The sequence below is a fragment of the Amnibacterium sp. genome, from assembly GCF_025463795.1.
Taxonomy (GTDB): domain Bacteria; phylum Actinomycetota; class Actinomycetes; order Actinomycetales; family Microbacteriaceae; genus Amnibacterium.
In genome coordinates, this window is the sequence record NZ_JAODBE010000028.1 from 1 (window position 1) to 24,385 (window position 24,385).

The 24,385-nt window shown below is 73.4% G+C and carries 23 protein-coding genes and 1 tRNA gene; 21 read left to right on the forward strand and 3 right to left on the reverse strand.

The genetic code is table 11. From position 1 onward, the window contains the following. The 16 genes from JWQ92_RS02250 to JWQ92_RS02325 all read left to right on the forward strand — a co-directional run. On the forward strand, window positions 1-689 hold a 689-nt coding region (locus JWQ92_RS02250), incomplete at its 5' end, for a hypothetical protein (protein WP_297342830.1). A 100-nt stretch (window positions 690-789) separates the two neighbouring features. Further along, entirely contained in the window at window positions 790-984 is a 195-nt protein-coding gene (locus JWQ92_RS02255) for a DUF4244 domain-containing protein (RefSeq protein ID WP_297342831.1), read from the forward strand. A gap of 19 nt (window positions 985-1,003) precedes the next feature. Continuing rightward, the gene (locus tag JWQ92_RS02260) at window positions 1,004-1,303 is read left to right on the forward strand and encodes a TadE family type IV pilus minor pilin (protein WP_297342832.1); all 300 of its coding nucleotides are present in this window, start codon (window positions 1,004-1,006) and stop codon (window positions 1,301-1,303) included. After that, a complete protein-coding gene (locus tag JWQ92_RS02265) occupies window positions 1,300-1,767 on the forward strand; it encodes an Rv3654c family TadE-like protein (RefSeq protein ID WP_297342833.1) in 468 nt (155 codons plus the stop codon). Before JWQ92_RS02260 ends, JWQ92_RS02265 begins: the two co-directional genes overlap by 4 nt. Further along, entirely contained in the window at window positions 1,743-4,433 is a 2,691-nt protein-coding gene (topA, locus tag JWQ92_RS02270) for a type I DNA topoisomerase (protein ID WP_297342834.1), read from the forward strand. Before JWQ92_RS02265 ends, topA begins: the two co-directional genes overlap by 25 nt. Continuing rightward, window positions 4,430-5,053 carry a dTMP kinase gene (tmk, locus tag JWQ92_RS02275; protein WP_297342835.1) on the forward strand — a complete coding sequence of 208 codons (624 nt, stop codon included), beginning with the start codon at window positions 4,430-4,432 and terminating at the stop codon, window positions 5,051-5,053. Before topA ends, tmk begins: the two co-directional genes overlap by 4 nt. Next, entirely contained in the window at window positions 5,050-6,222 is a 1,173-nt protein-coding gene (locus tag JWQ92_RS02280) for a DNA polymerase III subunit delta' (protein ID WP_297342836.1), read from the forward strand. The genes tmk and JWQ92_RS02280 overlap by 4 nt, the downstream gene beginning before the upstream one ends. Before the next feature lie 11 nt (window positions 6,223-6,233). After that, window positions 6,234-7,748, forward strand: coding sequence for an alpha/beta hydrolase (locus JWQ92_RS02285; RefSeq protein WP_297342837.1), 1,515 nt, complete (start codon window positions 6,234-6,236; stop codon window positions 7,746-7,748). A gap of 36 nt (window positions 7,749-7,784) precedes the next feature. Beyond that, on the forward strand, window positions 7,785-8,447 hold the full coding sequence (locus JWQ92_RS02290; protein WP_297342838.1) for a TetR/AcrR family transcriptional regulator: 663 nt from the start codon (window positions 7,785-7,787) through the stop codon (window positions 8,445-8,447). A gap of 60 nt (window positions 8,448-8,507) precedes the next feature. Further along, window positions 8,508-8,580 (forward strand) — tRNA-Thr (locus tag JWQ92_RS02295). Between the two features lie 273 nt (window positions 8,581-8,853). Continuing rightward, on the forward strand, window positions 8,854-9,855 hold the full coding sequence (locus tag JWQ92_RS02300; RefSeq protein ID WP_297342839.1) for a Gfo/Idh/MocA family oxidoreductase: 1,002 nt from the start codon (window positions 8,854-8,856) through the stop codon (window positions 9,853-9,855). Between the two features lie 36 nt (window positions 9,856-9,891). Continuing rightward, window positions 9,892-11,307: a D-alanyl-D-alanine carboxypeptidase/D-alanyl-D-alanine-endopeptidase gene (gene dacB, locus JWQ92_RS02305; protein ID WP_297342840.1), complete on the forward strand. Its 1,416-nt coding sequence runs from the start codon at window positions 9,892-9,894 to the stop codon at window positions 11,305-11,307. 75 nt (window positions 11,308-11,382) lie between these two features. After that, window positions 11,383-11,964, forward strand: a complete 582-nt coding sequence (locus tag JWQ92_RS02310) for an isochorismatase family protein (protein WP_297342841.1) — start codon at window positions 11,383-11,385, stop codon at window positions 11,962-11,964. A gap of 111 nt (window positions 11,965-12,075) precedes the next feature. Then, window positions 12,076-13,551: an NAD-dependent succinate-semialdehyde dehydrogenase gene (locus tag JWQ92_RS02315; protein ID WP_297342842.1), complete on the forward strand. Its 1,476-nt coding sequence runs from the start codon at window positions 12,076-12,078 to the stop codon at window positions 13,549-13,551. A 4-nt stretch (window positions 13,552-13,555) separates the two neighbouring features. After that, the gene (locus JWQ92_RS02320) at window positions 13,556-14,542 is read left to right on the forward strand and encodes an aldo/keto reductase (protein WP_367276701.1); all 987 of its coding nucleotides are present in this window, start codon (window positions 13,556-13,558) and stop codon (window positions 14,540-14,542) included. Next, entirely contained in the window at window positions 14,539-15,852 is a 1,314-nt protein-coding gene (locus tag JWQ92_RS02325) for an L-fuconate dehydratase (RefSeq protein WP_297342843.1), read from the forward strand. The genes JWQ92_RS02320 and JWQ92_RS02325 overlap by 4 nt, the downstream gene beginning before the upstream one ends. 135 nt (window positions 15,853-15,987) lie before the next feature. Here JWQ92_RS02325 and JWQ92_RS02330 read toward each other — a convergent pair whose 3' ends face one another. The 3 genes from JWQ92_RS02330 to JWQ92_RS02340 form a co-directional block, all read right to left on the reverse strand. Next, a complete protein-coding gene (locus JWQ92_RS02330) occupies window positions 15,988-16,914 on the reverse strand; it encodes an endonuclease domain-containing protein (RefSeq protein WP_297342844.1) in 927 nt (308 codons plus the stop codon). A gap of 228 nt (window positions 16,915-17,142) precedes the next feature. Continuing rightward, window positions 17,143-18,960 carry an ABC transporter ATP-binding protein gene (locus JWQ92_RS02335; RefSeq protein ID WP_297342845.1) on the reverse strand — a complete coding sequence of 606 codons (1,818 nt, stop codon included), beginning with the start codon at window positions 18,958-18,960 and terminating at the stop codon, window positions 17,143-17,145. Between the two features lie 7 nt (window positions 18,961-18,967). Next, window positions 18,968-19,183 carry a hypothetical protein gene (locus JWQ92_RS02340; RefSeq protein WP_297342846.1) on the reverse strand — a complete coding sequence of 72 codons (216 nt, stop codon included), beginning with the start codon at window positions 19,181-19,183 and terminating at the stop codon, window positions 18,968-18,970. Window positions 19,184-19,338: 155 nt separating this feature from the next. On the opposite strand from JWQ92_RS02340, the gene JWQ92_RS02345 reads away from it, so the two are divergent. From JWQ92_RS02345 to JWQ92_RS02365, 5 genes are read left to right on the forward strand one after another with little or no spacing between them, the layout of a single operon-like run. After that, the gene (locus JWQ92_RS02345; RefSeq protein WP_297342847.1) at window positions 19,339-20,526 is read left to right on the forward strand and encodes a 4-hydroxybenzoate 3-monooxygenase; all 1,188 of its coding nucleotides are present in this window, start codon (window positions 19,339-19,341) and stop codon (window positions 20,524-20,526) included. Then, on the forward strand, window positions 20,523-21,281 hold the full coding sequence (pcaH, locus tag JWQ92_RS02350; protein WP_297342848.1) for a protocatechuate 3,4-dioxygenase subunit beta: 759 nt from the start codon (window positions 20,523-20,525) through the stop codon (window positions 21,279-21,281). Before JWQ92_RS02345 ends, pcaH begins: the two co-directional genes overlap by 4 nt. Continuing rightward, complete coding sequence (gene pcaG / locus JWQ92_RS02355; RefSeq protein ID WP_297342849.1) at window positions 21,268-21,903, forward strand: protocatechuate 3,4-dioxygenase subunit alpha; 636 nt, start codon at window positions 21,268-21,270, stop codon at window positions 21,901-21,903. Before pcaH ends, pcaG begins: the two co-directional genes overlap by 14 nt. Further along, the gene (locus JWQ92_RS02360) at window positions 21,900-23,216 is read left to right on the forward strand and encodes a lyase family protein (protein WP_297342850.1); all 1,317 of its coding nucleotides are present in this window, start codon (window positions 21,900-21,902) and stop codon (window positions 23,214-23,216) included. Before pcaG ends, JWQ92_RS02360 begins: the two co-directional genes overlap by 4 nt. After that, window positions 23,213-24,385 carry an alpha/beta fold hydrolase gene (locus JWQ92_RS02365; protein ID WP_297342851.1) on the forward strand — a complete coding sequence of 391 codons (1,173 nt, stop codon included), beginning with the start codon at window positions 23,213-23,215 and terminating at the stop codon, window positions 24,383-24,385. Before JWQ92_RS02360 ends, JWQ92_RS02365 begins: the two co-directional genes overlap by 4 nt.

Consider the following 24,385-nt stretch of genomic DNA (forward strand, 5'->3'; position numbering starts at 1 on the left):
GGCGGGTCGCGGTGCTCGCCGATCTCGCCGCCCTCGTCGGCGCTCCGCTCGCGGATGCGCTGCGGCGGGCGGCGTCAGGACTGCGCGGCGGCGCCGAGCTGCACCGGGCGGTCGCGACCTCCGTGGCGGGCCCCGCCGCCAGCGCTCGGCTGACCCTGCTGCTGCCGCCCGGCTCCGCCCTGCTGGGATGGGCGTTCGGGTTCGATGTACCCGGCGTGATCCTGTCACCCGTCGGCGGAGGGGCCCTCGCACTCGCGGTCCTCCTGCTGGTCGGCGCGCAGCGGTGGAGCGCGCGGCTGATCCGCAGCGCATCCGCGGTGGCCCTCGACCGCGGCGTCGGGCTCGAACTCGTCGCCCTCGCCGTTCGGGCGGGTCGTCCCACGTCGGCGGCCGCGACGGATGCCCGGGAAGCGGCGGCGGCGGCCGGCCTCTCGATCGAGCAGGATCTCGCCGACGTCGATCGGCTCGTCGGGTTCGCGGAGCGCTCCGGTGCTCCCCTCGCCGCCCTTCTCGACGCCGAGGCGGATCGCGTCCGGCAGCTCGTGCTCGCCGACGCCCGTCGGCGGGCGGCCGTGCTCGCCGCGCAGCTGCTCGTCCCGCTCGGCGCGCTCGTGCTGCCGGCGTTCCTGCTCGCCGGTGCGCTCCCGATCGGGCTTGCCGTCCTCTCCTCCACAGCCCTGTCCTGGTGACCGGAGCGGGGCCGACGCCGCGGCGCGGTCCCGGCGGGCCGCACGGACGGGCACGATCGCTCCGTCCGTGCGCCGCTCCTAGAAGAAGATGAGGTACGCGATGCATCCGCTCCTGCTGCCGCCGGCGCTCCGGTTCGATCGGCACGACGAGGCCGGCGCCGTCACCGCCGAGTACGCGATCGCCACGATCGCCGCCGTCGGCTTCGCCGCCCTGCTCGTGGTGGTGCTCCGGTCCGACGAGGTGCGCGGCATGCTGACGGATCTGATCCGCCATGCGCTCGCCCTTCCCGCCTGACGCGGGCGACCGGGGAACCGTGACGGCGGAGCTGGCCGTCGTGCTGCCGGCGGTGCTGCTCGTGCTCGCCGGGTGCCTCGGAGCGCTGCGGCTCGGCGTCGAGCAGGGCCGGCTCGACGCCGCGGCCGCAGTCGTCGCCCGCGGCCTCGCTCGAGGGGATCCGCCGGCGGCCGCGATCGCCCGCGGCACCATCGCCGGGGCGGCGTCGATCGTGGTCCAGCACCGATCGGGTCTGGTCTGCGTCCGGGCTGCTGCACCGATGCCGGTGCTCGGGTTGCCGATCACGGTGGCGGGGGCGGCGTGCGCCCTCGAACCGTGACACCGGACCGCGAGTCGGGCGCCGCGACGGTCCTGGCCGTGGGGATCGTCGCGGGGCTCCTCGTGCTGCTCGCGGCCCTCATGCCCGTCGTCGTGCTGCTCGCCGCTCACGGACGAGCGAGTGCTGCCGCCGACGCGGCGGCGCTCGCCGGTGCCGACACGGCCCTGGGAGCGACCGCCGGCATCCCCTGCGAGACAGCCGCCCGGGTCGCCCGTGCGAACGGCGCGACGGTCGTCCGATGCCGCCAGGACGGCGTGGACGTGCGCGTCGACGTCACCATGACGGTGCTCGGCGTGGCGGTGCCCGGCGCCGCTCGAGCGGGGCCGCCCGAGGACCGGCCGGCGGTCGCCCTGCGCAGCGCGTCCGACGGGTCTGTGTATGGTGTGCGGGATCGGCGGCCCCCACAGCACCCGCGCGCCGCTGACGAAGGAGGACCTCCGTGCCCGGCACGAAGAAGCTGGTGATCGTCGAGTCGCCCGCGAAGGCGAAGACGATCGCGAAGTACCTCGGGCCCGAGTACGAGGTGCAGGCCTCGGTGGGCCACATCCGCGACCTGATCGAGCCGAAGAACCTGCCCGCCGAGCTCAAGAAGGGCTCGATGGGCAAGTTCTCCGTCGACGTGGAGAACGGGTTCGAGCCGTACTACGTCGTCTCGGACCAGAAGAAGAAGACGGTCTCCGACCTGAAGCGCGCGCTGAAGGACGCCAGCGAGCTCTACCTCGCGACGGATGAGGACCGCGAGGGCGAGGCCATCGCCTGGCACCTCCTCGAGGTGCTGAAGCCGAAGGTGCCGGTGAAGCGGATGGTCTTCCACGAGATCACGAAGGACGCGATCGCCCACGCCCGCGACCACACCCGCGAGCTCGACACCGCCCTCGTCGACGCGCAGGAGACGCGGCGCATCCTCGACCGGCTCTACGGCTACGAGGTCTCCCCGGTGCTGTGGCGCAAGGTCGGCCCCGGCCTCTCCGCGGGCCGGGTGCAGTCCGCAGCGACCCGCCTCGTCGTCGACCGCGAGCGCGAGCGCCTCGCGTTCGTCGCCGCCGGCTACTGGGACGTCTCGGCACGGTTCGCTCCCGAGGCCGGTCAGGAATTCGGCGCACGTCTCGCCCGCCTCGACGGTCGCAGGATCGCGACCGGCCGCGACTTCGACGACCGCGGCGCCCTGAAGAACGACGTGCTCCTCCTCGATGCGGAGTCCGCGCACAAGCTCGTCGAGGCGATCGAGCACGAGCAGCCGCAGGGGTCGGTCGTCTCCGTCGACTCGAAGCCCTACACGCGACGGCCGGCGGCGCCGTTCACGACCTCCACGCTGCAGCAGGAGGCCGCCCGAAAGCTGCGGTTCAGCGCGAAGCAGACGATGTCCGTCGCGCAGGCGCTGTACGAGAACGGGTACATCACCTACATGCGCACGGACTCGCCGTCGCTGTCGGCGCAGGCCACGCAGGCCGCCCGGTCGCAGGCCGCGCGGCTCTTCGGCGCCGACACCGTGCCCGACGCCCCGCGCGTCTACTCGGGCCGGTCCAAGAACGCGCAGGAGGCGCACGAGGCGATCCGCCCCTCCGGCGAGGCCTTCCGCACCCCCGACGAGCTGCGCGGCACGCTCAGCACGAACGATCTGCGGCTCTACGAGCTGATCTGGCGACGCACCGTCGCCTCGCAGATGGTCGACGCGCGCGGGTCCACCGCGTCAGTGGTCGTCGGGCTGACCGCGGGCGGCCGAAAGGCCGAGTTCACCGCCAGCGGCACCGTGATCACCATCCGCGGCTTCCTGCTCGCCTACGAGGAGGGCCGCGACGAGGAGCGCAACGCCGGCGACTCCGAGGCGGAGGCGAAGCTGCCGCCCCTCACCCCCGGGCAGGCGCTGACTCCCCGCGAGCCGGTCGCCGCCGGGCACGAGACCAGCCCGCCTCCCCGCTACACCGAGGCGAGCCTCGTGAAGGCGCTGGAGGAGCTCGGCATCGGGCGCCCCTCGACGTACGCGTCGATCCTCTCGACCATCGTCGACCGCGGCTACGTGAGCGCCAGGGGCAGCGCCCTCGTGCCGAACTGGATCGCGTTCTCCGTCGTGCGGCTGCTCGAGGAGTTCTTCGGCGACCTCGTCGCGTACGACTTCACCGCCGAGATGGAGAACGACCTCGACCGCATCGCGGACGGCGAGCAGGACCGGGTCGACTGGCTGCGCGAGTTCTACTTCGGCGACACCGCGCACCCCGGCCTCCGCAGCGTCGTCGACAACCTCGGCGACATCGATGCGAAGTCGATCAACTCGATCCGGCTGTCCGACGACATCACGCTGCGGATCGGTCGGTACGGGCCCTACCTCGAGGTCATGGAACTCGGCGAGCCCGCGCTGGATCCGGAGAGCGGCCAGCTGAAGGTGGCGAGCACCCCGCGGCGGGTGAACCTGCCGCCGGACCTCGCCCCCGACGAGCTCACCGAGGCGAAGGCGCGCCAGCTGGTCGACGCGCCGCCGCAGGAGGACCGCGTGCTCGGGGCGCACCCCGAGACCGGCCGCACGATCGTCGCGAAGGACGGCCGCTTCGGACCGTACGTCACCGAGCTGATCCCCGAGGACGAGGCGGCGAAGAAGGGTGCGCCGAAGCCACGCACCGCCTCGCTGTTCAAGTCGATGTCGCCCGACAGCGTCGACCTCGCGACCGCGGTGCAGCTGCTGGACCTCCCGCGGACCGTCGGGGAGGACCCGGAGTCGCAGGCGCCGATCACCGCGCAGAACGGCCGCTACGGTCCCTACTTGAAGAAGGGCGCCGACACCCGCACCCTGCCCGACGAGGACAGCATCTTCACGATCGACCTGCCCGCCGCCCTCGAGATGTACGCGCAGCCGAAGTACGGCGCCCGCGGTGCATCGTCGGCGCTGAAGGAGTTCGACGCGGATCCCGTGAGCGGCAAGCCGATCCGGATCAAGGACGGACGCTTCGGCGCGTACGTGACGGACGGCGAGACGAATGTCACCGTGCCGCGCGGGCAGGATCCGCTCGCGATCGAGTTCCCCGATGCGGTGCAGATGCTCGCCGACAAGCGCGCGAAGGGACCGGCACCCAAGAAGACCGCGGCCCGCGCCCGTCCCAAGACGACCGGCGCCAAGAAGACCACCAAGAGCGCGTGACCGGGCTCTTCGTCACCCTCGAGGGCGGCGACGCCGTCGGCAAGACCACGCAGGCGGAGCAGCTCGACGGCTGGCTCACGGCGCGGGGACGCACGGTGGTGCGCACCCGCGAGCCCGGCGGCACCGACCTCGGGCTCGCCATCCGCGACCTCGTGCTGCACCGCGACGGCCACGTCGCCCCCCGGGCCGAGGCGCTGCTCTACGCCGCGGACCGGGCGCACCACGTCGCCACCGTCGTCGAGCCGGCGCTCGCCCGTGGCGACGTCGTGCTGCAGGACCGGTACCTCGACTCGTCGGTCGCGTACCAGGGCGCCGGGCGGGTGCTCGACGCCGAGGAGGTGCGCGGGCTGTCGCTCTGGGCGGTCGGGGGCCTGCTCCCACGCCTCACGGTGCTGCTCGACCTCGATCCGCGCGTCGGCCGCGCCCGGCGGGCGGGCCGCGAGCAGTACGACCGCCTCGAGGCCGAGGACGACGCGTTCCACCAGCGGGTCCGCGACGCCTACCTCCGCATCGCCGCGGCGGAGCCACGGCGCTTCCTCGTCGTCGACGCCGCGCTGCCCCCCGAGGACGTGCAGGACCGCATCCGCGCCGCGGTCGAACCCCTGCTGGAGGAGTCGTGACCGGCTCCGCCCCGTTCGAGGAGCTCGTCGGACAGAGCCGGGCCATCGAGACGATCGCCGCCGCTGCCCGCGACGCCCACCGCGGCGCGGACGCCACCGGAGCGATGACGCACGCCTGGCTGATCACCGGCCCCCCCGGCTCGGGCCGGTCCAACCTCGCGTACGCCTTCGCGACGGCGCTGCTGTCGTCCGACGGCGACCCCGACCCGAGGGTCGCCGCCCTCGTCGAGGCGAGGACGCATCCCGACCTCGCGGTGCTCGCCTCCGAGCGCGTCACGATCACGATCGACGAGGTGCGCCGGCTCGTCACGGCGGCCCAGTACTCGCCGTCCGTCGCCCACTACCGGGTGCTGGTGGTGGAGGACGCCGACCGGATGACCGAGCGCACCTCGAACGTGCTGCTGAAGGCACTCGAGGAGCCCCCGGAGCGCACCGTCTGGATCCTGTGCGCGCCGAGCGAGGCCGACCTGCTGCCCACCATCCGGTCGCGGGTGCGGACCGTGCGGCTCCGCGTCCCGGATCCCGGCGAGGTCGCCGACCTGCTCGTCCGCCGCGACGGCGTCGACCGCGCACTCGCGCTGCGGGCCGCGGAGGAGGCGCAGAGCCACATCGGCATGGCGCACCGCCTCGCGACGGACGAGGAGGCGCGGCACCGCCGGGACGAGACCATCTCGCTCGTGCTCGACGCCGCGACCGTGCCGCAGGCCGTCCGCGCCGCGCAGCGCCTGCTCGACATCGCGAAGGCCGACTCGACGGCGCTCACCGAGGAGCGCGACGACGCCGAACGGGCCGCCACGCTGCGGTCGATGGGTGTCGAGCCCGGCGGAGCCGTGCCGCCGGCGCTCCGCAGCACCCTGAAGCAGCTGGAGGAGGACCAGAAGCGGCGGGCCACCCGTGGGCTCCGCGACAGCGTCGACCGGGTGCTCGTCGACCTCCTCTCGGTCTACCGGGACGTGCTCGTCCGCCAGCTCGACGGCGGCCTGCCACCGGTCAACGCCGCGTGGGCTGACCGCGTCGAACGCCTCGCGACCGGCACCCCCGCGACGGCGACCCTCGTCGTGCTCGATGCGATCGCGGACGCCCGACGCCGGCTGCCCGCCAACGTGACCCCGCTCCTCACCCTCGAGGCGCTGCTCGTGACGACGGTGCTCGCGCGGGGCCGCGCGTGAGGCGGACGCGGATGGCGCTCGTCGCCGTGCTCGCGGTCGTCGTGCTCGCACTGAGCGGCTGCTCGGGCTTCTTCCCGCTGCCGACCGTCACGTCGACGCCGCAGCCGGTGTCCTCGGTCCCCGCGGCGCTGCGCCCCTACTACGTCCAGCGGCTCGTGTGGAAGGACTGCGGCGGCGGCTTCCGCTGCACGACGGCGACCGCCCCGCTCGACTGGGCGCATCCCGACGGCCCCCGCATCCGCCTGGCCCTCACGCAGCACCCCGCCTCCGGGCACCGGATCGGCACGCTCTTCATCAACCCCGGCGGCCCCGGCGTCTCCGGTGTCGACTTCCTGAAGAGCAGTGCGAGCCGGTTCTTCGACAGCTCACTGCTCGACGCGTACGACGTCGTCGCCTGGGACCCGAGAGGTGTGGGGCACTCGACCGCCGTCGACTGCTACGACACGAAGCAGCTCGACGCGTTCCTGTTCGACGATCCGGACCTGCCGGAGGGCAGCGCCGAGCTCAAAGCCCACGAGGAGTCGGTGAGCCGTTCCTTCGGCGCCGCATGCGCGGCGAGGACCGGTGCGCTCCTCGCCCATGTCGACACGGAGAGCACGGTGCAGGACCTCGACATGCTCCGCGCTGCGGCCGGCTCGCCGAAGCTCGACTACTTCGGCTTCTCGTACGGCACGTCCATCGGCGCGCTCTACGCCGACCGCTTCCCGACGCACGTCGGCCGGATGGCGCTCGACGGCGCCGTGGATCCGTCGACGACCTCGTTCCAGCAGGACCTCGCCAACACGAAGGCGTTCGGGGCCGCCCTGCAGACCTACCTGGCGTCCTGCGTCCGCAGCACCGACTGCCCGTTCCGCGGGATGACCGTGGACGAGGCGACCCGGGCCATCGCCACCCTGCTGATCCGGCTGCGGGAGTCGCCGATCAGGACCGCGGGAGGTCGCGCCGCGAACTCGGCGGTGCTGCGCACGGCGATCGACGCCGCCCTCTACGACCAGGGCGAGTGGAAGGTCCTCACGCAGGCGTTCACGCAGATCCTGAAGGGGGACCCGTCGACGGCGATGGCGCTCGCCGACTCCTACGTCGACCGCGGAGCGCACGGGTACACCGACAACCTCTTCGAGGCCCTGTACGCCGTCGACTGCATCGACCGGCCCGTGGAGAAGGATCCGACGGTGCTCGCCGCGGAAGGCCGACAGCTCGCCGCCGCGGATCCCCTCGGCGCCGCGGACAACACGGAGGACCTCGGCGACCCCGTGTGTGCCGACTGGCCGGTGAAGCCGACGGGGTCGCCGCACCGCGTCCACGCGACCGGGGCGCCCCCGATCCTCGTGCTCGGCACCACCGGTGACCCGGCGACGCCCTACGCGTGGGCGGAGAGCCTCGCCGGTCAGCTGCAGCGCGGGGTGCTGATCACGTGGCGCGGTCAGGGGCACACCGCCTATCGCAACCACGTGCCGTGCGTCGGCGACCGCGTCGACGCCTTCTTCACGAAGGGAGCGGTTCCGCAGCCGGTCACCTGCGGATGACGCGACCGGGCCGCGCGCCGGTGCGATGATGCGCGTATGAGCGACGACGGCCTCGGCCTGCGCGAGCAGAAGCGGCGCGCGACGCGACGTGCGCTCCAGGTCGCCCTGCTCGAGGGCGCGCTCGAACGGGGGCTCGAGAACGTCACGATCGACGACGTGTGCCGCGCCGCCCAGGTCTCGCCGCGCACGTTCTTCAACTACTTCGCCTCCAAGGAGGAGGCGATCGCCGGATCGCCGGGACCGATCGAGGTGCCGGCCGGTCAGCTGGACCGGTTCGTCGCGGGGCAGCACGACGTGCTGACCGACCTCGTCGCCATGATCGCCACGAACATCGACGACTCCGACGACGTCGAGGTGCACCGGCTGCGCAAGCGCGTGCTCGAACGGGAGCCGCAGCTGCTCGGGATGCGGGTCGCGGAGACGCAGCGGTTCCACCAGATGGCGGTGCAGGCGACGGCGCAGCGGCTCCGGGCCGACGTCGAGCGGGCGGGACGCGCGCCCGATGAGGACGCGATCGCGCAGCGGGCAGGGCTCCTGGTGCTCGTGGCCGCCGCGGTGACCCGTCACGGTTGGAGCCGGTGGGTCGCGACCGGAGGCACCCCGTCGCTCGGCGCGGCCGTGCTGGCGGGGTTCGAGGACTTCCGGGCGATCGCCGAGGCGGTCGTCGCGTCGGGGGATCCGGCGCTGCTGCCCGCGTGACCCGCGCCGTCCGCTCCCTGGGGGCGATCGCCCGATGGACTACACTCGACGGCGCCGCACGCCGCCCTAGCTCAGTCGGCAGAGCGATTCACTCGTAATGAATAGGTCGGGGGTTCGATTCCCCCGGGCGGCTCCGTAACGAGAGAAGGACCGTCCCGTGAGGGGCGGTCCTTCTCTCGTCGGGTCGCGTGGGGTCGCGAGAACCGCTCCCAGGGTGGGCCCCTGCCGCCGGTTCCTGACCGCCGCGCAGCGGCGGTCATGCCGTGACGGTAGGGATCGATTCCCCCGGGCGGTCCTTCTCCCTGGGTCGCGTGGGGTCGCGAGAACTCCTCGCAGGGTGGGCCCCTGCGGCGGCGACCGCCGGACCGCTCAGTCGGCGGCCGATAGCGTTTCCGTGGAGGTGCGCATGACCGACGACGGCTTCGGCTGGGGGATACTCGCGACGGGATGGATCGCGCAGACGTTCACCCAGGACCTCAAGGACGCGGGGCTGCGCGTCGCGGCCGTCGGCAGCCGCACCGCCGAGCGCGCCCAGGCGTTCGCCGACGAGCACGGCATCCCGCACGCGCACGGCTCGTGGGAAGCGCTGGCCGCGGATCCGACGGTCGACGCCGTGTACGTGGCGACGCCGCATCCCTTCCACGCCGAGGCCGCGAGGATCGCCCTCGAGCACGGCAAGCACGTACTCGTCGAGAAGTCGTTCACGTTGAACGCGGCGGAGGCGGAGACCGTCGTCGCGCTCGGGGCCGAGCGCGGCCTCGTCGTCCTCGAGGCGATGTGGACCCGGTTCCTGCCGCACATGGCGGAGATCCACGCGGCCATCGCCGCCGGCGAGATCGGCACCCCGCAGGTGCTCGTCGCCGACCACACCCAGGCGCTGCCCTCCGACCCGGCGCACCGCATGAACGATCCGGAGCTCGGCGGCGGGGCCCTGCTCGACCTCGGCGTCTACCCGATCTCGTTCGGCGTCGACCTCTTCGGGCTCCCCATGGCGGTGGACGCGACCGCGACCTTCACCCCGACGGGTGTCGACCAGCGTGTGCAGGGCGTGCTCACCCACGAGGGCGGGGCCTCGACGGTGTTCCTCGCCGCCTCGAACCTCGCGGGGGCGAACCGCGCCTCCATCCTCGGCACCGGCGGCTCGATCGAGATCGAGCACACCTGGTACACCCCGACCACGTACACCGTGCTCGACCTGGACCAGAAGGTCGTGCGCACCTCCCGCCCCGAGGTGCCGGGCCGCGGCATGCAGTACCAGGCGCTCGAGCTCGAGGCGCTGGCCCGTGCCGGTCGCACGAGCAGCGAGCGGATGCCCGCGGAGCAGTCCGTCGGCGTCATGCGGGCGCTCGACGCCGTTCGCGAGCGGATCGGCTTCGTCTACCCGCAGGAGCGCCGCGCCGCCGGATGAGCGGGCGCCGCGCAGGTCGCTGCCTACACTGGCGCGATGCGGAGGCGGACCACCGCGATCATCGGCGGCGCGACCCTCGTCGCCCTCGTCGCGGGTTGCTGGGGAGCGGCGCACGCCATGGGCGGCGCGCAGCCTGCGACGACCGTCGCGGCACGCCCGGCCGCAGCCGTCGCTACCTCCGCGGCGGCTCCGACGCCGGCCCTCACGCGGACGCCGACCGCGACGCCCACGCCGAAGCCGACCGTGAAGGCCGTCGCCCGCACCTGCTCCATCGCGGCCGTCGCCCGCGACCCGCGCCTCCTGCACTTCCAGGGGGCGGTGCTCGACGTGAAGACGGGCAAGCAGCTGTTCGGCCGCGGGGCGGACACGCCGTCCCGCACCGCCAGCGTGCTGAAGGTCCTCACCACGGCGGCGGCGCTGCACGTCCTCGGACCCGACTACCGCCTGACCACGAAGGTCGTGGCCGGCAGCGCGCCCGGCGAGATCGTGCTCGTCGGCGGCGGCGACGTCACCCTCTCCCGCACGCCGGCCGGCAGCACGCCGTACTACTCCGGCGCCGCTCACCTCTCCGACCTCGCCCGGCAGGTGAAGAAGGCCTGGGCCGCGGATCCCGCCCACAAGGGCGGAAGGATCACCCACATCGTGCTCGACTCGTCCTACTTCGGCGGCCCGTCCTGGCAGCCCTCCTGGGCCGTCGCGGAGCGCATCGACGGCACCACCCCGAAGATGACGGCGCTCATGGTCGACGGCGACCGCGACAACCCGTACGCCACGGTCTCGCACCGCAGCACGGATCCGGTCGGCCGCGCCGGGAGCGTGTTCGCGGGCTACTTCGGTTCGGTGAAGGTCACCCGGGGCACGGCGCCCGCCGGCGCGAAGGTGCTCGGTGCGGTGCACTCGCAGCCCGTCTCGACGCTCGTCAAGCAGACCCTCATCGTCTCCGACAACACGCTCGCGGAGGCCCTCGCCCGCGTCACCGCGATCGTCTCGGGCGCCGGCAACACGTTCTCCGCCGAGCAGGCGGGCACCCTCGGCGGCCTCCAGACGTACGGCGTCGACACGACCGGCATCCGGATCGTCGACGGATCCGGCCTCAGCGACGACAACCGTGTCGCGCCGAGATACCTCACGAAGCTCATGGTGAAGGTGCTGCACCGTGATGGGGCGCTCGGCGCCCTCTACGACGGCCTGCCGATCGCGGGCCGCACCGGGTCGCTCAGCTACTCGGATCGCTTCCAGGGCGCCGCGGCCCGCGCCGACGGTCAGGTGCACGCGAAGACCGGCTGGATCGACACCGGCTACACGCTCGCCGGGATCATCCACGCGAAGGACGGCACGATGCTCACCTTCGCGTTCTACGCCCTCGGGTCGATCAGCGAGTCGACGAAGTACGCCCTCGACGGGATCACCGCCGACACCTGGGCCTGCGGAGCGAAGCTCTCGAACGGCTGACCAGTGCTGGAAGCGCTCCCTCCTGATCGCTCGCCGGGCGGGCGGCGGTCCTCGGACGCGACCTACGATGGCGGCATGGCGCGCGCCCTCCTCGTCGTCGACGTGCAGAACGACTTCACCGAGGGCGGTGCCCTGGGCGTCGACGGAGGCGCGGCCGTCGCGGCCGCCATCACCGAGCACCTCGCGCGCCACCGCGGCGACTACGACCTGGTGGTCGCCTCGCGCGACTGGCACGACGGCGACACCGACAACGGGGGCCACTTCGCGACCGGCGAGCCGGATTTCGTCGACACCTGGCCGGTGCACTGCGTCGCCGGCACGGCGGGCGCCGAGTACCACTCCGCACTCGCCGTCGACCGGATCGACGCGCATGTGCGCAAGGGCCAGGGCGAGCCGGCCTACTCCGCGTTCGAAGGGGTGCTCGACGACGGGGAACCGCTCGCCGGCCTGCTCGCCGACCGCGGCGTGACCGACCTCGACGTCGTCGGCATCGCCACCGACTACTGCGTCCGCGCGTCCGCCCTGGACGCGGTTGCGACCGGTGCGCACGTGCGGGTGCTCACCGACCTCGTCGCCGGCGTCGCCGCCGCCTCCAGCGCCGCCGCCCTGGAGGAGCTGCGAGCGGCCGGGGTCGAGACGGTGCCCGCCGGCTCCTGATCCCGTCGGGTGCCCGGACGGCCGCCCGTAGGATCGGATCCAGCGCGGTCCCGCCGAACCCGAGGCCCTCCCGCCCGTTCGGCGCCGCGTGCACGAGCAAGGAGGCACGGCATGACGACGGCGGCGGATGAGGCGAAGGTGCTGGCCGATGTGCCGACCGGCCTGCTGATCGGCGGCACCTGGCAGGACGCGACGGGCGGACGCCGATTCGACGTCCTCGACCCCTCGACGGGCTCGACGCTCGTCTCGGTCGCCGATGCCTCGCCCGAGGACGCCGTGCGCGCACTCGACGCCGCCGTCGGCGCGCAGGACGCCTGGGCCGCCACCGCACCCCGCACCCGCAGCGACATCCTCCGCCGCGCGTGGGAGGCGGTGCAGGCCCGGCGGGACGACATCGCGCTGCTCATGACGCTCGAGATGGGCAAACCGCTCGCCGAGTCCCTCGGCGAGGTGACGTACGGATCCGAGTTCCTGCGCTGGTTCTCGGAGGAGGCCGTGCGCATCACCGGCCGGTACGGGGTCAACCCCGAGGGCACCGGCCGCACCATCGTCTCCCAGCACCCCGTCGGGCCCTGCTACCTGATCACCCCCTGGAACTTCCCCCTGGCGATGGCGACGCGGAAGATCGCCCCGGCGCTCGCCGCCGGCTGCACCGTGGTCGTGAAGCCGGCCGAGCTCACACCGCTGACGACCCTCTACGTCGCCCGGCTGCTCGAGGAGGCCGGCCTTCCGCCGGGCGTGCTGAACGTCGTCCCCACGACGACGGCGGCCGCGATCACCGAGCCGCTCCTCGCGGACCGCCGCCTCCGCAAGCTGAGCTTCACCGGCTCGACGCCGGTCGGCGTGAAGCTCCTGCAGCAGGCCGCGGGCAACGTGCTGCGCACCTCCATGGAGCTGGGCGGCAACGCGCCGTTCGTCGTGTTCGACGATGCGGACGTCGATGCGGCCGTCGAGGGCGCCATGCTGGCGAAGTTCCGCAACATCGGGCAGGCCTGCACCGCCTCCAACCGGTTCCTCGTGCACGAGGCCGTCGCGGACGAGTTCGCCGACAAGCTCACCGCCCGCGTGCAGGCGCTGCCGATCGGCCGCGGCACCGACGAGGGCGTGCGCATCGGCCCGCTCATCAACGAGGCGGCGGTCGGCAAGGCCGAGGAGCTCGTGCAGGACGCCGTCGAACGCGGGGCGACCGTCCGCATCGGAGGCGGTCCGATCGACCGGCCCGGCACCTTCTACTCGCCGACGGTGCTCGACCGCGTCCCGCCCGGCAGCGACATCCTGCGAACCGAGATCTTCGGCCCGGTCGTGGGCATCGCCCGCTTCGCCACCGAGGACGACGCCGTCCGCCTCGCGAACAACACCGAGTACGGGCTCGTCTCCTACGTCTACACGAAGGACCTCGCCCGCGGGCAGCGGATGATCGAACGCCTCGAGACCGGGATGATGGGCCTGAACGCCGGCGTGATCTCCAACGCCTCGGCGCCGTTCGGCGGCGTCAAGCAGTCCGGAATCGGCCGCGAGGGCGGCTTCGAGGGCATCCACGAGTACCTCTCGACGAAGTACACGATGACGCCGTCGCCGTTCGCCTGATCCGATGATGGACCTGCGGACGACCAGGCGGGGGATCCCGCTGACCGAGCTCGGCTTCGGCACCGCGCCGCTCGCGGGGCTGTTCACCCCCGTCAGCGAGGAGCAGGCCGCCGGAACCCTCGAGGCGGCGTGGGACGAAGGATTCCGGTACTTCGACACCGCGCCGCACTACGGGCTCGGCCTCGCCGAGCGCCGGCTGGGGCAGGCGCTCGCGGGGTGGCCGCGCGACGAGGTCGTCGTCTCGACGAAGGTCGGGCGGCTGCTCGTGCCGAACCCCGGCGGCGAGGACCGGATGGACGACGACGGCTTCGCCGTGCCCGCCGCCGTGCGCCGCGAGTTCGACTTCAGTCGCGACGGCATCCTCCGCTCGTTCGAGGAGAGCTTGACGCGGCTCGGCCTGGACCGTGTCGACATCGTCTACCTCCACGACCCCGACCAGCACTGGGAGGCGGCGTCGACGACGGGGATCGAGACCCTCGTCGAGCTGCGCGACGAGGGCGTGGTCCGCGCGATCGGCGCGGGCATGAACCAGTCGGCGATGCTCACCGCGTTCGTCCGCCGCACGGACATCGACCTCGTCCTCGTCGCGGGGCGGTACACCCTGCTCGAGCAGGGCGCGCTCGACGACCTCCTGCCGGCGGCGGCGGAGCGGGGGGTCGATGTGGTGGCCGGTGCGATCTACAACTCCGGGCTGCTCAGCCGGCCTCGGCCGGCGCCGGACGCCACCTACGACTACGCGCCGGTGCCGACGGACGTCCGCGACCGGGTGGTGCGGCTCGCCGAGGCCTGCGAGGCCGCGGGCACGAGCCTGCCGGTCGCGGCGACGCGCTTTCCGCTTCGCAACCCGCAGGTCGTGTCCGCGGTGCTCGGCCTTCGCAGCCCCGAGGAGGTGGCCGAGGCCGTCCGCCGGGCCACGACGCCGATCCCCGGCACGCTCTGGCCCGACCTCGTCGAGAGCGGGCTGCTCGATCCCCGGGAGGGCTCACGATGACGCGCATCACCGGCATCCGCACGCACGACGTCCGCTTCCCGACGTCGCTGACGCAGGACGGGTCGGACGCCATGAACAAGGTGACCGACTACTCGGCCGCCTACGTCGTGCTCGAGACGGACGAGCCCGGCCTCGCCGGCCACGGCTTCACCTTCACGATCGGCCGCGGCAACGACCTCTGCTGCGCGGCGGCGGAGCAGAGGGGGCGACCCCTCGTCGGACGGGACGTGGACGAGCTCGTCGGCGACCTCGGCCGCACCTACCGGGACCTCGCATCCGACAGCCAGCTGCGGTGGCTCGGCCCCGAGAAGGGCGTCGTGCACCTCGCGATGGCCGCCGTCATGAACGCGGTGTGGGACCTCGCCGCCCGTCGCGCGGGGAAGCCGCTCTGGCGGCTGCTCGTCGACATGACCCCCGAGCAGCTGGCGGACGCGGCCGACCTGAAGTACCTGTCCGACGTGCTCACCCGCGATGAGGCGGTCGCGATGCTCGCCGAGCTGGCGCCCACCCGCGAGCAGCGGGTCGCGGAGCTCGAGGCCGCAGGCGGCTACCCGTGCTACACGACGAGCGCCGGCTGGCTCGGCTACAGCGACGACAAGCTGCGGCACCTGCTCCGCGAGGCCGTCGACGCGGGGTACCGGCACGTGAAGCTGAAGGTCGGATCCGACCTCGAGGACGACGTGCGGCGCCTCACCATCGCGCGCGAGGTCATCGGCTGGGACGCGAACCTGATGATCGACGCGAACCAGGTGTGGGACGTGCCCGAGGCGATCGCGTGGATGGAGCGGCTCGCCGAGTTCCGGCCGCTCTGGATCGAGGAGCCGACGAGCCCCGACGACGTGCTCGGCCACGCGGCCATCCGCCGCGCCGTCGCGCCGATCGGCGTCGCGACCGGCGAGCACGGCATGAACCGGGTGCTCTTCAAGCAGCTGTTCCAGGCGGAGGCGATCGACTTCTGCCAGCTCGACTCGGCGCGGCTCGCGAGCGTGAACGAGATCCTCGCCGTCTACCTGATGGCGAAGCAGTTCGGGGTGCCGGTCTGCCCGCACGCGGGCGGGGTCGGACTCTGCGAGCTGGTGCAGCACCTGTCGATCTTCGACTTCGTCGCGGTGTCCGGCACGCTCGAGCATCGGGTGACCGAGTACGTCGACCACCTCCACGAGCACTTCACCGACCCGTGCGTCGTCGTGGACGGCCGCTACCTGCTGCCGACGGCGCCCGGCTACAGCGCGCGGATGCACGAGGCATCCGTCGCCCGCTTCACCTTTCCGGACGGCGAGTACTGGGCGACGGCGGGGCTTCCGGCCTGACCGCGCGCTCCTCAGCGCCCCACAGATCGCGCCGTTCCGGAGTTTTCGTCCGACACGCCGCGCATTCCGCCCGCGCCGCGGCGTGTCGTCCGATTTCTCCGGAACCGCGCGATGAGGAGACCGGCGGATGGCGGATCAGCGGGAGAGGGCCAGCGGACGGCCTTCGGCGAGAACCCGTCGGACGACATCGAGCACCCAAGGCCAACGGTTCATCACCTGGTCGTAGGTGAAGCGCAGGACTCGGTGGCCGTACCAGGCCATCAGGGCGTCCCGCTCCCGGTCGCGGGTGAACGCCTGCTCAGCGCTGTGCTGCATGCCGTCGACCTCGATCACCAGCCAGTCGTCCACGACGAAGTCGGCGCGGTACTCGCTGGTCACCCAGACCTGCGTCCGGAAGCTGAGGCCGGCCGCGCCCAGCCCGAGCCGCGTGATCGACTCCGCTGGACTCTCACAACTCGGATCCGCGAGGTCCACTGCGGCGCGCAGATGCCGGGGCAGTTCCTCCCGAAGGAGTGCGAGGTGTGAGGGCGGAACGAGCGGCTCCGCCGCGTTGCGGGAAGCGATCGCCGAGTCGATGGCCGCCGTCAACCACGCCGGCGGCACGCAGCTCGCCATCTGCAGGAGGGCGTCCACCGGATCGACGACGAAGCCCAGCGTCGGATGCGTTCGGCGCTCCCAGTGCCACCGCACGCCCCGCTCATCGCCGGCGAACGCCCGAACCGCCGCGTCGTCGCTCCGCCGCTGGCGCGTGGCGTGCTCGTCGAGGCTGACGTGGACGACCGCGTCCACCCGCTCGGGCGTCGCGAGGCCGAAGTGTGCGGCTGCGCTCAGGCATCCGAGCATGCCGCCGACCCGCACCGCCCGAAGGCCGTCGGGCGGCACCGCCGGGGACGCGTACCAGCCGATCCTCGGCCGGACGAGCAGGCCGCGCTGCAGGAGGTAGGCGACTTCGTGGCGCCGGAAGCCCGCTTCGAGCAGCACGCGGAGGGGCACGAGGTCGCCGTGGCGCCGCAGCACGGCGGCCAGGTGTCGCGGATTCGGATCGGGGCGACGGGGGGCCATGGCCGGTGAGGGTGCACGGTTCGGCGCGGCCCGGCGGACGCGATCCCGGCTGACCGCCGTGATCGTCACGGACGAAGGCCTGGGGAGAAGCGGACGCCACGTCCGTTCATCGCGCCGTTCCGGAGAAATCGCCCGACACGCCGCTTCGAGGGCAGGGACGGCGGGGTGTCGTTCGAGAACTCCGGAACGGCGCGATTTCCGTGCGCGGAGCCGGGACCGCGGGCGGGGTCAGACCAGCAGCTGGCTCGCCGCCAGCTCGCGGTAGAGCGGCGACGACTCGACGAGTTCCTCGTGCCGGCCCCTCGCCACCGTGCGGCCCGCGTCGACGACCACGATCTGGTCGGCGTCGACGACCGTCGAAAGGCGGTGGGCGATGACGACCACCGTGCGGCCGACCGACGCGGTCTGCAGCGACTCCCGCAGCAGCTGCTCGTTCCGTCCGTCGAGGTTCGAGGTCGACTCGTCGAGCAGCAGCACGGGCGCGTCGGCGAGCAGCGCCCGCGCGATAGCGAGCCGCTGCCGCTCGCCACCGGAGAGCAGCACGCCCTCCTCACCGACGGGTGCGTCGAGGCCCTGCGGATGCTTCAGCACCGCGGCACGCAGGTTCACCGCGTCGAGCGCGGCGAGGCAGTCGTCCTCCGTGGCGAGCGGCGCCGCGAGCACGAGGTTCTCCCGGATCGTGCCGGCGAGGGCGGGCGCGTCCTGCTCGACGTAGCCGAACTGGCTGCGCAGCACCTCGCGGGGGAGGCGCCGGATGTCCACCCCGCCGAGCCGGACCGTGCCGGCGTCGACGTCGTAGAACCGCTCGAGCAGCGACAGCATGGTGCTCTTGCCGGCCCCGGACGGGCCCACCAGCGCGGTGCGCGTGCCGCGGGGGACCGCGAACGACACGTCGTGCAGCACGTCGATCGTGGAGCCGTCCTCGGCGCCGTACGCGAACGACACGTGGTCGAACTCGATGGCGGGCGCCGCCGGGGCGCCGGCGGCGTTCGCCGGTCCGGTCAACGCCGCATCCGCGGGATCCGTCGCCGTCTCGCTCGGCAGATCGAGCACCTCGGTGATGCGGCCGAGCGCACCCAGGGCGGATGCGACCGAGCTCGCGGCGCCGAACGCCTGGCCGAGCGGCATCACGAGCAGGAAGAGGAAGAAGAGGAACGCCGACAGGTTCGCGATCGTGGTGGCACCGGCCGCGACCTGGTAGCCGCCGACGCCGATCACGACGAGGAAGGCGAGGTTGAGGGTGAGGCTTGCCACGGGCACCACCGGTGCCGAGGCGGTCGCGACGCGCAGACCCGCTGTCCACGCGTCCCTCGCGACGCCGACCACGGCCTCCGTCTCCCGCTCGGTGGCCCCGGAGGCGCGGATGGTCCGCACCGCGCCGATCGACCGCTCGACCTCCGCGGTGAGTCGGCCGACGGCGTCCTGCTGCTGGCGGCTGGCCGTCCGGATCCGCCTCGCGAGGCCCCCGACGACGAGGATCGCGAACAGGATGATGAGCACCGTGATGCCGAGCAGGAGCGGGTCGAAGACGAGCATCCCGATCAGCGCGCCGATGAAGGTGATCAGCCCGCCGGCGGCGTCGACGAGCCCCTGGGTGAGCACGGCGTAGAGCAGCGTGGTGTCCGTGCCGATCCGGGAGACCAGGTCGCCGGTGCGGCGCCGGTCGAAGTCGGCGACCGGGAGGCGGAGCAGGTGCCGGATCAGCCGCTGCCGCGCGCTCAGCACCACGGACGTGCCGGTGCGCTGCAGCAGGTAGTGCTGGATCCCGTTCGTGATCGCGGCGAACGCGACGACGACCGCGATGATCGCGATGAGGCCACCGAGCGGCTGGTCGTGCTGCACGTGCTGCACCACCTGCTGCAGCAGCAGCGGCTGGGCCAGCGACGCGAGCGCGCCGAGCACGCTGATGCCGATGACGACGCCGAGCACGCCGCGGTGCTCACGGAGGTAGGGGAGGAGGTCCGCGAACCGGGCACGCGGCCCGCTCTCCGCGCGAGCCCGGCCGAACCGGCGGGTGGGCGTGGTGGTGGCTGTGGTGGTGGTCATCGCTCGTTCATCGTCGTCCGTACCGCTTATGCACTGCCTGACGGGTCACGCCGAGCAGGGTCGCGATGAAGGCCCACGAGGCGCCCGCGACGCGCGCCCGTCGCACCGCGATCGCCTCGGCGCGGTCGAGCTCGCGGCGCTGCGCGGCGATCCGCCCCAGCGTCTGCATCGGGTCGTCCGATTCCGCGGCCGCGACCGTCACGGCGTCCTCCATCTCCGACATATGTCAACTGTAGTTGACGAACGAGGAGGTACCGTACTGAGCGGGTCGCAGAGTTGTCAACCTGGGTTGACAGGAGGGCTCCTTCCGCTGAATGGAAGTCCTCCGACGGGCGACCTCGTTCCCTGGCACGGTGGACGGGACGCGAAGGAGCGGGCATGACGGAGCGGACCACCGTGGGGATCGTCGGTGCCGGACCGGCCGGGCTGCTGCTCGGCCATCTGCTCGCGGCCGCGAACGTGCCGTTCGTGATCGTGGAGAACCGGTCCCGCGAGCACGTGCTGTCCCGCATCCGGGCCGGCGTGCTCGAGCAGTCCTCGGTCGACGTGCTCGACCGCTTCGGGCTCGCGGACCGCCTGCATGCGGAGGGCCTCGTGCACGGCGGCATCCACCTGCAGGTCGAGGGGCGGCGCTTCCACGTCGATTTCGAGGACCTCGTCGGCCGCACGGTGACCGTCTACGGCCAGCAGCAGGTGGTGCTCGACCTCATGCGGCGCCACGACGAGCTCGGCAGCGCCGTCCACTACGGCGCGAGCGAGGTCACGCCAGTCGACGTCACGGGTGACGAGCCGCACCTCCGGTTCGTCGTCGGCGGCGAGCAGCACGACCTCGCCGCTCGCTTCGTCGTGGGCGCCGACGGCTACCACGGCGTCTGCCGCACGGTGATCCCGCCCGAGGCGCTGAACCCGGCGGAGCGCGCCTACGACTGCGCCTGGCTCGGCGTGCTGGCCGACGTGGCGCCGAGCACCGACGAGCTCGTCTACGCCCTCCACCCCGACGGCTTCGCGATGCACTCGATGCGCAGCCCGTCCGTCAGCCGCCTCTACCTGCAGGTCGACCCCGGAGAGGACATCGCCGACTGGAGCGACGAGCGGATCTGGGACGGCCTCCAGGAGCGCCTCGGCATCCCCGGCTGGACCCTCACGCCCGGCCCGATCACCGAGAAGTCGATCACTCCGATGCGCTCGTCCGTGGCCAGCACCCTCACCTATGGGCGCCTCTTCCTCGCCGGCGACGCCGGCCACATCGTGCCGCCGACCGGCGCGAAGGGCCTCAACGCGGCGATCGCCGACGTCGCGATGCTCGGCGACGCGCTCACCGTCGCGGTCGGCGGCAGCGAGACCGCGCTCGCCTCCTACAGCGACCGGGCGCTCGCGCGGCAGTGGAAGATCCAGTACTTCTCCCAGTGGATGACGGACATGCTGCATCTCCCTGGGCCGTCGACGCCGCCCGCGGAGCGCGACTTCCGCTACCGCAGCCGCGTCGGTCAGCTCGACTTCGTCACGACCTCGCGCTTCGCGCAGCAGACCCTCGCCGAGCAGTACACCGGATTGGCCATCGCATGACCGACGCCCCCACGCAGCAGGACATCAGCGCGGAGATCGCCGACGCCCACCGCGCCGCGGCCGGGCGCGCGTCGCGGCATCCGTCCCGCGACTCCGCACCGTACCGCTCGAGCGGGCTGCGGCATCCGACCCACGAGCTCGTCCGTGTCGATCCGGAGGAGATCGAGCGCGTCGCGCCCGCGTTCGGCCACGTCGACGTGGACCCGTACGAGAACGACCTCACCATCCAGCACCCGGGGGAGCCGCTCGGCGAGCGCATCATCCTCACCGGCCGCGTGCTCGACGGGGCGGGCCGGCCGGTGCGCAACCAGCTCGTCGAGGTCTGGCAGGCGAACGCCTCCGGGCGGTACGTGCACAAGCGCGACCAGCATCCGGCGCCGCTCGACCCGAACTTCACGGGCGTCGGCCGCACGCTCACGGACGACACCGGCGCCTACCGCTTCGTCACGATCAAGCCGGGCCCGTACCCGTGGCGCAACCATCGCAACGCGTGGCGCCCGGCGCACATCCACTTCTCCCTGTTCGGCAACGCCTTCACGGAGCGGCTCGTGACGCAGGTGTACTTCCCGGGCGACCCGCTGTTCGCACTCGACCCGATCTACCAGTCGATCCCCGACCAGGCCGCGCGCGACCGCCTCATCGCGACCTACGATCACGATCTGACGGTGCCCGAATGGGCGACCGGCTACCGGTGGGACATCGTGCTGACCGGCGCGACCGCGACGTGGCGGGAGGACGAGCATGGCGACCACTGAACCGGACCAGGCGCGCCTCACGGCGCCGGAACGGCTCGCGCACCACGAGCCGCCGACCGGGGGACCGGACCTCGTGCAGACGCCGTCGCAGACCATCGGTCCGTTCTTCGCCTTCGCGCTGCCGTTCGACGGCGGCCCCTTCCTCGTGCCTCCGGCCGCACCGCACGCCGTCCGGCTTCACGGGTCCGTGCTCGACGGTGCGGGGGCGCCCGTCCCGGACGCGCTGCTCGAGGTGTGGCAGCGGGATGCGGACGGTCGCGTCGTCGCCGAGCCGGGCAGCCGCCGCCGCGATCGGGGCGCGTTCACCGGCTTCGGGCGGGTGGCGACCGAGGTGGACGGCACCTACGAGTTCCGCACCGAGCTGCCCGGGCCGGATGCGCACGGCGCGCGCTGGGCGCTCGTGACGGTGTTCGCCCGCGGCCTGCTGCACCACCTCTTCACGCGCGTCTACTTCGTCCCAGGCGGCGAGGAGGAGCCGACGGACGTGCTCCTCGCGCAGCTGCCGCCGGAACGTCGCCGCACCCTGCTCGCGGGGCCCGACGCCGACGGCGCCTATCGGTTCGACGTCCGGCTGCAGGGCGAGGATGAGACGGTGTTCCTCGACTACCCCGGGCCGCGATGACCGCCGCCGTCGATCTGGGCCTGCTCGACCCGGCCACCGGGACCGTCGCGGAGGTGGTGTCCGACGAGGCGTACGCCCGGGCGATGGTCGACGTCGAGCTCGCGCTCGTCCGTGCCCTCTCGGCCGTCGACGCGGCGCCGGGGGCGGCGCGCGACGAGGGCTGGGCTGCGGGCGCGGTCGACGTCGCGGCCCTCGCCGCCGGGGCCCGGGCGAGCGGCAACCCCGTGCTCCCGCTGCTCGCGCAGCTGCGCGCCGCGGCCCCGTCCGAGGTGCGGGACGTGCTCCACCTGGGCGCCACGAGCCAGGACGTGCTCGACAGCGCCACGATGCTCGTCGCAGCCCGCACCCGGGGCCGGATCGACGCCGCCCTGGTGCCCGTGCTCGCGGGCCTCGCCTCGCTGGCCGACGCCCACCGGGCCACCCCGGCCGTCGGGCGCACGCTCACGCAGCAGGCAGCGCCGACCGTCTTCGGGCTCCGCGTCGCGGTGCTCCTCGAGGGGGTGCGTCGCGCCGCCCAGCATCTGGACGCGCTCGAGCTGCCCGCCCAGCTCGGCGGATCCGTGGGCACGCTCGCCGTGCTCGTGGACCTGCTCGGCGCCGACCGCGCCGACATCGTCCGGCGCCGCTTCGCGGACGAGCTCGGCCTCGCGTTCCGGCCGACCGCGTGGCACGTCGAGCGCGGCCCGGTCGCCGAGCTCGGCGCCGCCCTCGCCGTGCTCGTCGGTGCACTCGGGCGGCTCGGTCTCGAGGTCGCCCAGGGCACCCGCACCGAGCTCGGGGAGCTCGAGCTCGGCCTCGGCGCGGCGGAGGGCGGCTCGTCCGCGATGCCGCAGAAGCACAACCCCGTCCCCGCGATCCTGCTCGTCGCCGCGGCCAGGCGGGCGCCCGGGCTCGCCGCCACGCTGCTCGGCGCCCAGCTCGCGCTCGACGACCGGCCGCCGGGGGACTGGCACGCCGAATGGCAGCCGCTCCGGGAGCTGCTGCGCCTCGCGGTCGAGTCCGCCGCGCTCGCCGGCGACGTGATCGCCGCGCTCGACGTGGATCCCGGGCGGCTCCGCGCCCACCTCGACGACGGCGGTGGTTCCGCGCATGCCGAACGGGCGCAGTGGGCGCTGGTGCCGTTCCTCGGTCGTGCCCGCGCGCAGGAGGTCGTGCGCACGGCGCTCGCCGCCGGCGACCTCGTCCCGGCCCTGCTCGCGCAGCTCGGCGACGAGCCGGAGGCGGCCGACCGCGTGCGAGCCGTGACCGACCCGGAGCGACCGGTCGGCCTCGCCGATCGGATGATCGACGCCGCGATCGGGATGCCGTCGTGACGCCGGTGCTGCGTGGGGTCGTGGATCCGACGACCGCTGCAGGCCCCGCGGCTCCGCTGCTCGTGCTCGGCCCCTCGCTCGGCACGACCGCCGAGACCTGGACCGCCGTCGCCGAGCGGCTCACGGACCGCTACCGCGTGCTGCGGTGGGACCTGCCCGGTCATGGCTCGAGCCCCGCGGCGACCGGCTCCTTCACCGTCGCCGACCTCGCCCGTGGCGTGCTCGCCCTCGTCGACTCGCTGGGCGACCGCCGGTTCACCTACGCGGGTGCCTCCTTCGGTGGCGCCGTCGGCATCGAGCTCGCCCTCATGGTCGGTCCCGACCGGCTCGACGGGCTCGCGGTGGTCTGCTCGGACGCCCGGATCGGCGAGCCGGCGTCCTGGTACGAGCGCGCGGCGCAGGTCCGGCGGCAGGGCACGGCGTCATTGGTCGCCGGGAGCGGCCGCCGCTGGTTCGCACCGTCGTTCCCGTCGCGCGATCCGGACACGGTCGGCAAGGCCCTCGCCGACCTCCTCGATGTGGACGACGAGTCCTACGCCCGCTGCTGCGAGGCCCTCGCCGACTTCGACCGGCGCGGCGACCTCGATGTGCTCGACGTGCCCACCGTGGTGGTGACCGGCGACAGCGACCCGGTGGTGTCGACCGCCGACGGCGAGACGCTCGCCGCCTCGATCCCCGGCGCGGTGGCGCTCCCTCTCGCGGACACGGGCCACCAGGCGCAGCTCGAGCGACCGGAGGCCGTCGCCGCGGCGGTGCTCGACCACCTCGCGGGCGACCGGGAGGCGCTCGACCGCTACGCCTCCGGCCTCGCGGTGCGGCGCTCGGTGCTCGGGCAGGAGTACGTCGACGCGTCCTTCGCCGGGATCACGCCCGAGACCGCTGACTTCCAGCGCTTCATCACCGAGACGGCTTGGGGCTCGGTGTGGACCCGGCCCGGCCTCGACCGGCGGATGCGCAGCGCGGTGACGATCTCGAGCCTCGTCACCGGCGGCCACTGGCACGAGCTCGAGCTGCACCTCCGGGCCGGGCTCGCGAACGGCCTCACGCGCGAGGAGCTCGCGGAGATCCTGCTGCACACCTCGATCTACGCCGGGGTGCCCGCCGCCAACACCGCGTTCGGGCGGCTGAAACGGGTGCTCGCGGAGCACGACGACACGGACGAGACGTAA

Coding starts and splice junctions, on each gene's coding strand:
- JWQ92_RS02255 (WP_297342831.1), top strand. CDS start 790: ATGCATCCGCTCCTGCTGCCGCCGGCGCTCCGGTTCGATCGGCACGAC.
- JWQ92_RS02285 (WP_297342837.1), top strand. CDS start 6,234: ATGGCGCTCGTCGCCGTGCTCGCGGTCGTCGTGCTCGCACTGAGCGGC.
- JWQ92_RS02290 (WP_297342838.1), top strand. CDS start 7,785: ATGAGCGACGACGGCCTCGGCCTGCGCGAGCAGAAGCGGCGCGCGACG.
- JWQ92_RS02300 (WP_297342839.1), top strand. CDS start 8,854: ATGACCGACGACGGCTTCGGCTGGGGGATACTCGCGACGGGATGGATC.
- dacB (WP_297342840.1), top strand. CDS start 9,892: ATGCGGAGGCGGACCACCGCGATCATCGGCGGCGCGACCCTCGTCGCC.
- JWQ92_RS02310 (WP_297342841.1), top strand. CDS start 11,383: ATGGCGCGCGCCCTCCTCGTCGTCGACGTGCAGAACGACTTCACCGAG.
- JWQ92_RS02315 (WP_297342842.1), top strand. CDS start 12,076: ATGACGACGGCGGCGGATGAGGCGAAGGTGCTGGCCGATGTGCCGACC.
- JWQ92_RS02320 (WP_367276701.1), top strand. CDS start 13,556: ATGATGGACCTGCGGACGACCAGGCGGGGGATCCCGCTGACCGAGCTC.
- JWQ92_RS02325 (WP_297342843.1), top strand. CDS start 14,539: ATGACGCGCATCACCGGCATCCGCACGCACGACGTCCGCTTCCCGACG.
- JWQ92_RS02330 (WP_297342844.1), bottom strand. CDS start 16,914: ATGGCCCCCCGTCGCCCCGATCCGAATCCGCGACACCTGGCCGCCGTG.
- JWQ92_RS02335 (WP_297342845.1), bottom strand. CDS start 18,960: ATGACCACCACCACAGCCACCACCACGCCCACCCGCCGGTTCGGCCGG.
- JWQ92_RS02340 (WP_297342846.1), bottom strand. CDS start 19,183: ATGTCGGAGATGGAGGACGCCGTGACGGTCGCGGCCGCGGAATCGGAC.
- JWQ92_RS02345 (WP_297342847.1), top strand. CDS start 19,339: ATGACGGAGCGGACCACCGTGGGGATCGTCGGTGCCGGACCGGCCGGG.
- pcaH (WP_297342848.1), top strand. CDS start 20,523: ATGACCGACGCCCCCACGCAGCAGGACATCAGCGCGGAGATCGCCGAC.
- pcaG (WP_297342849.1), top strand. CDS start 21,268: ATGGCGACCACTGAACCGGACCAGGCGCGCCTCACGGCGCCGGAACGG.
- JWQ92_RS02360 (WP_297342850.1), top strand. CDS start 21,900: ATGACCGCCGCCGTCGATCTGGGCCTGCTCGACCCGGCCACCGGGACC.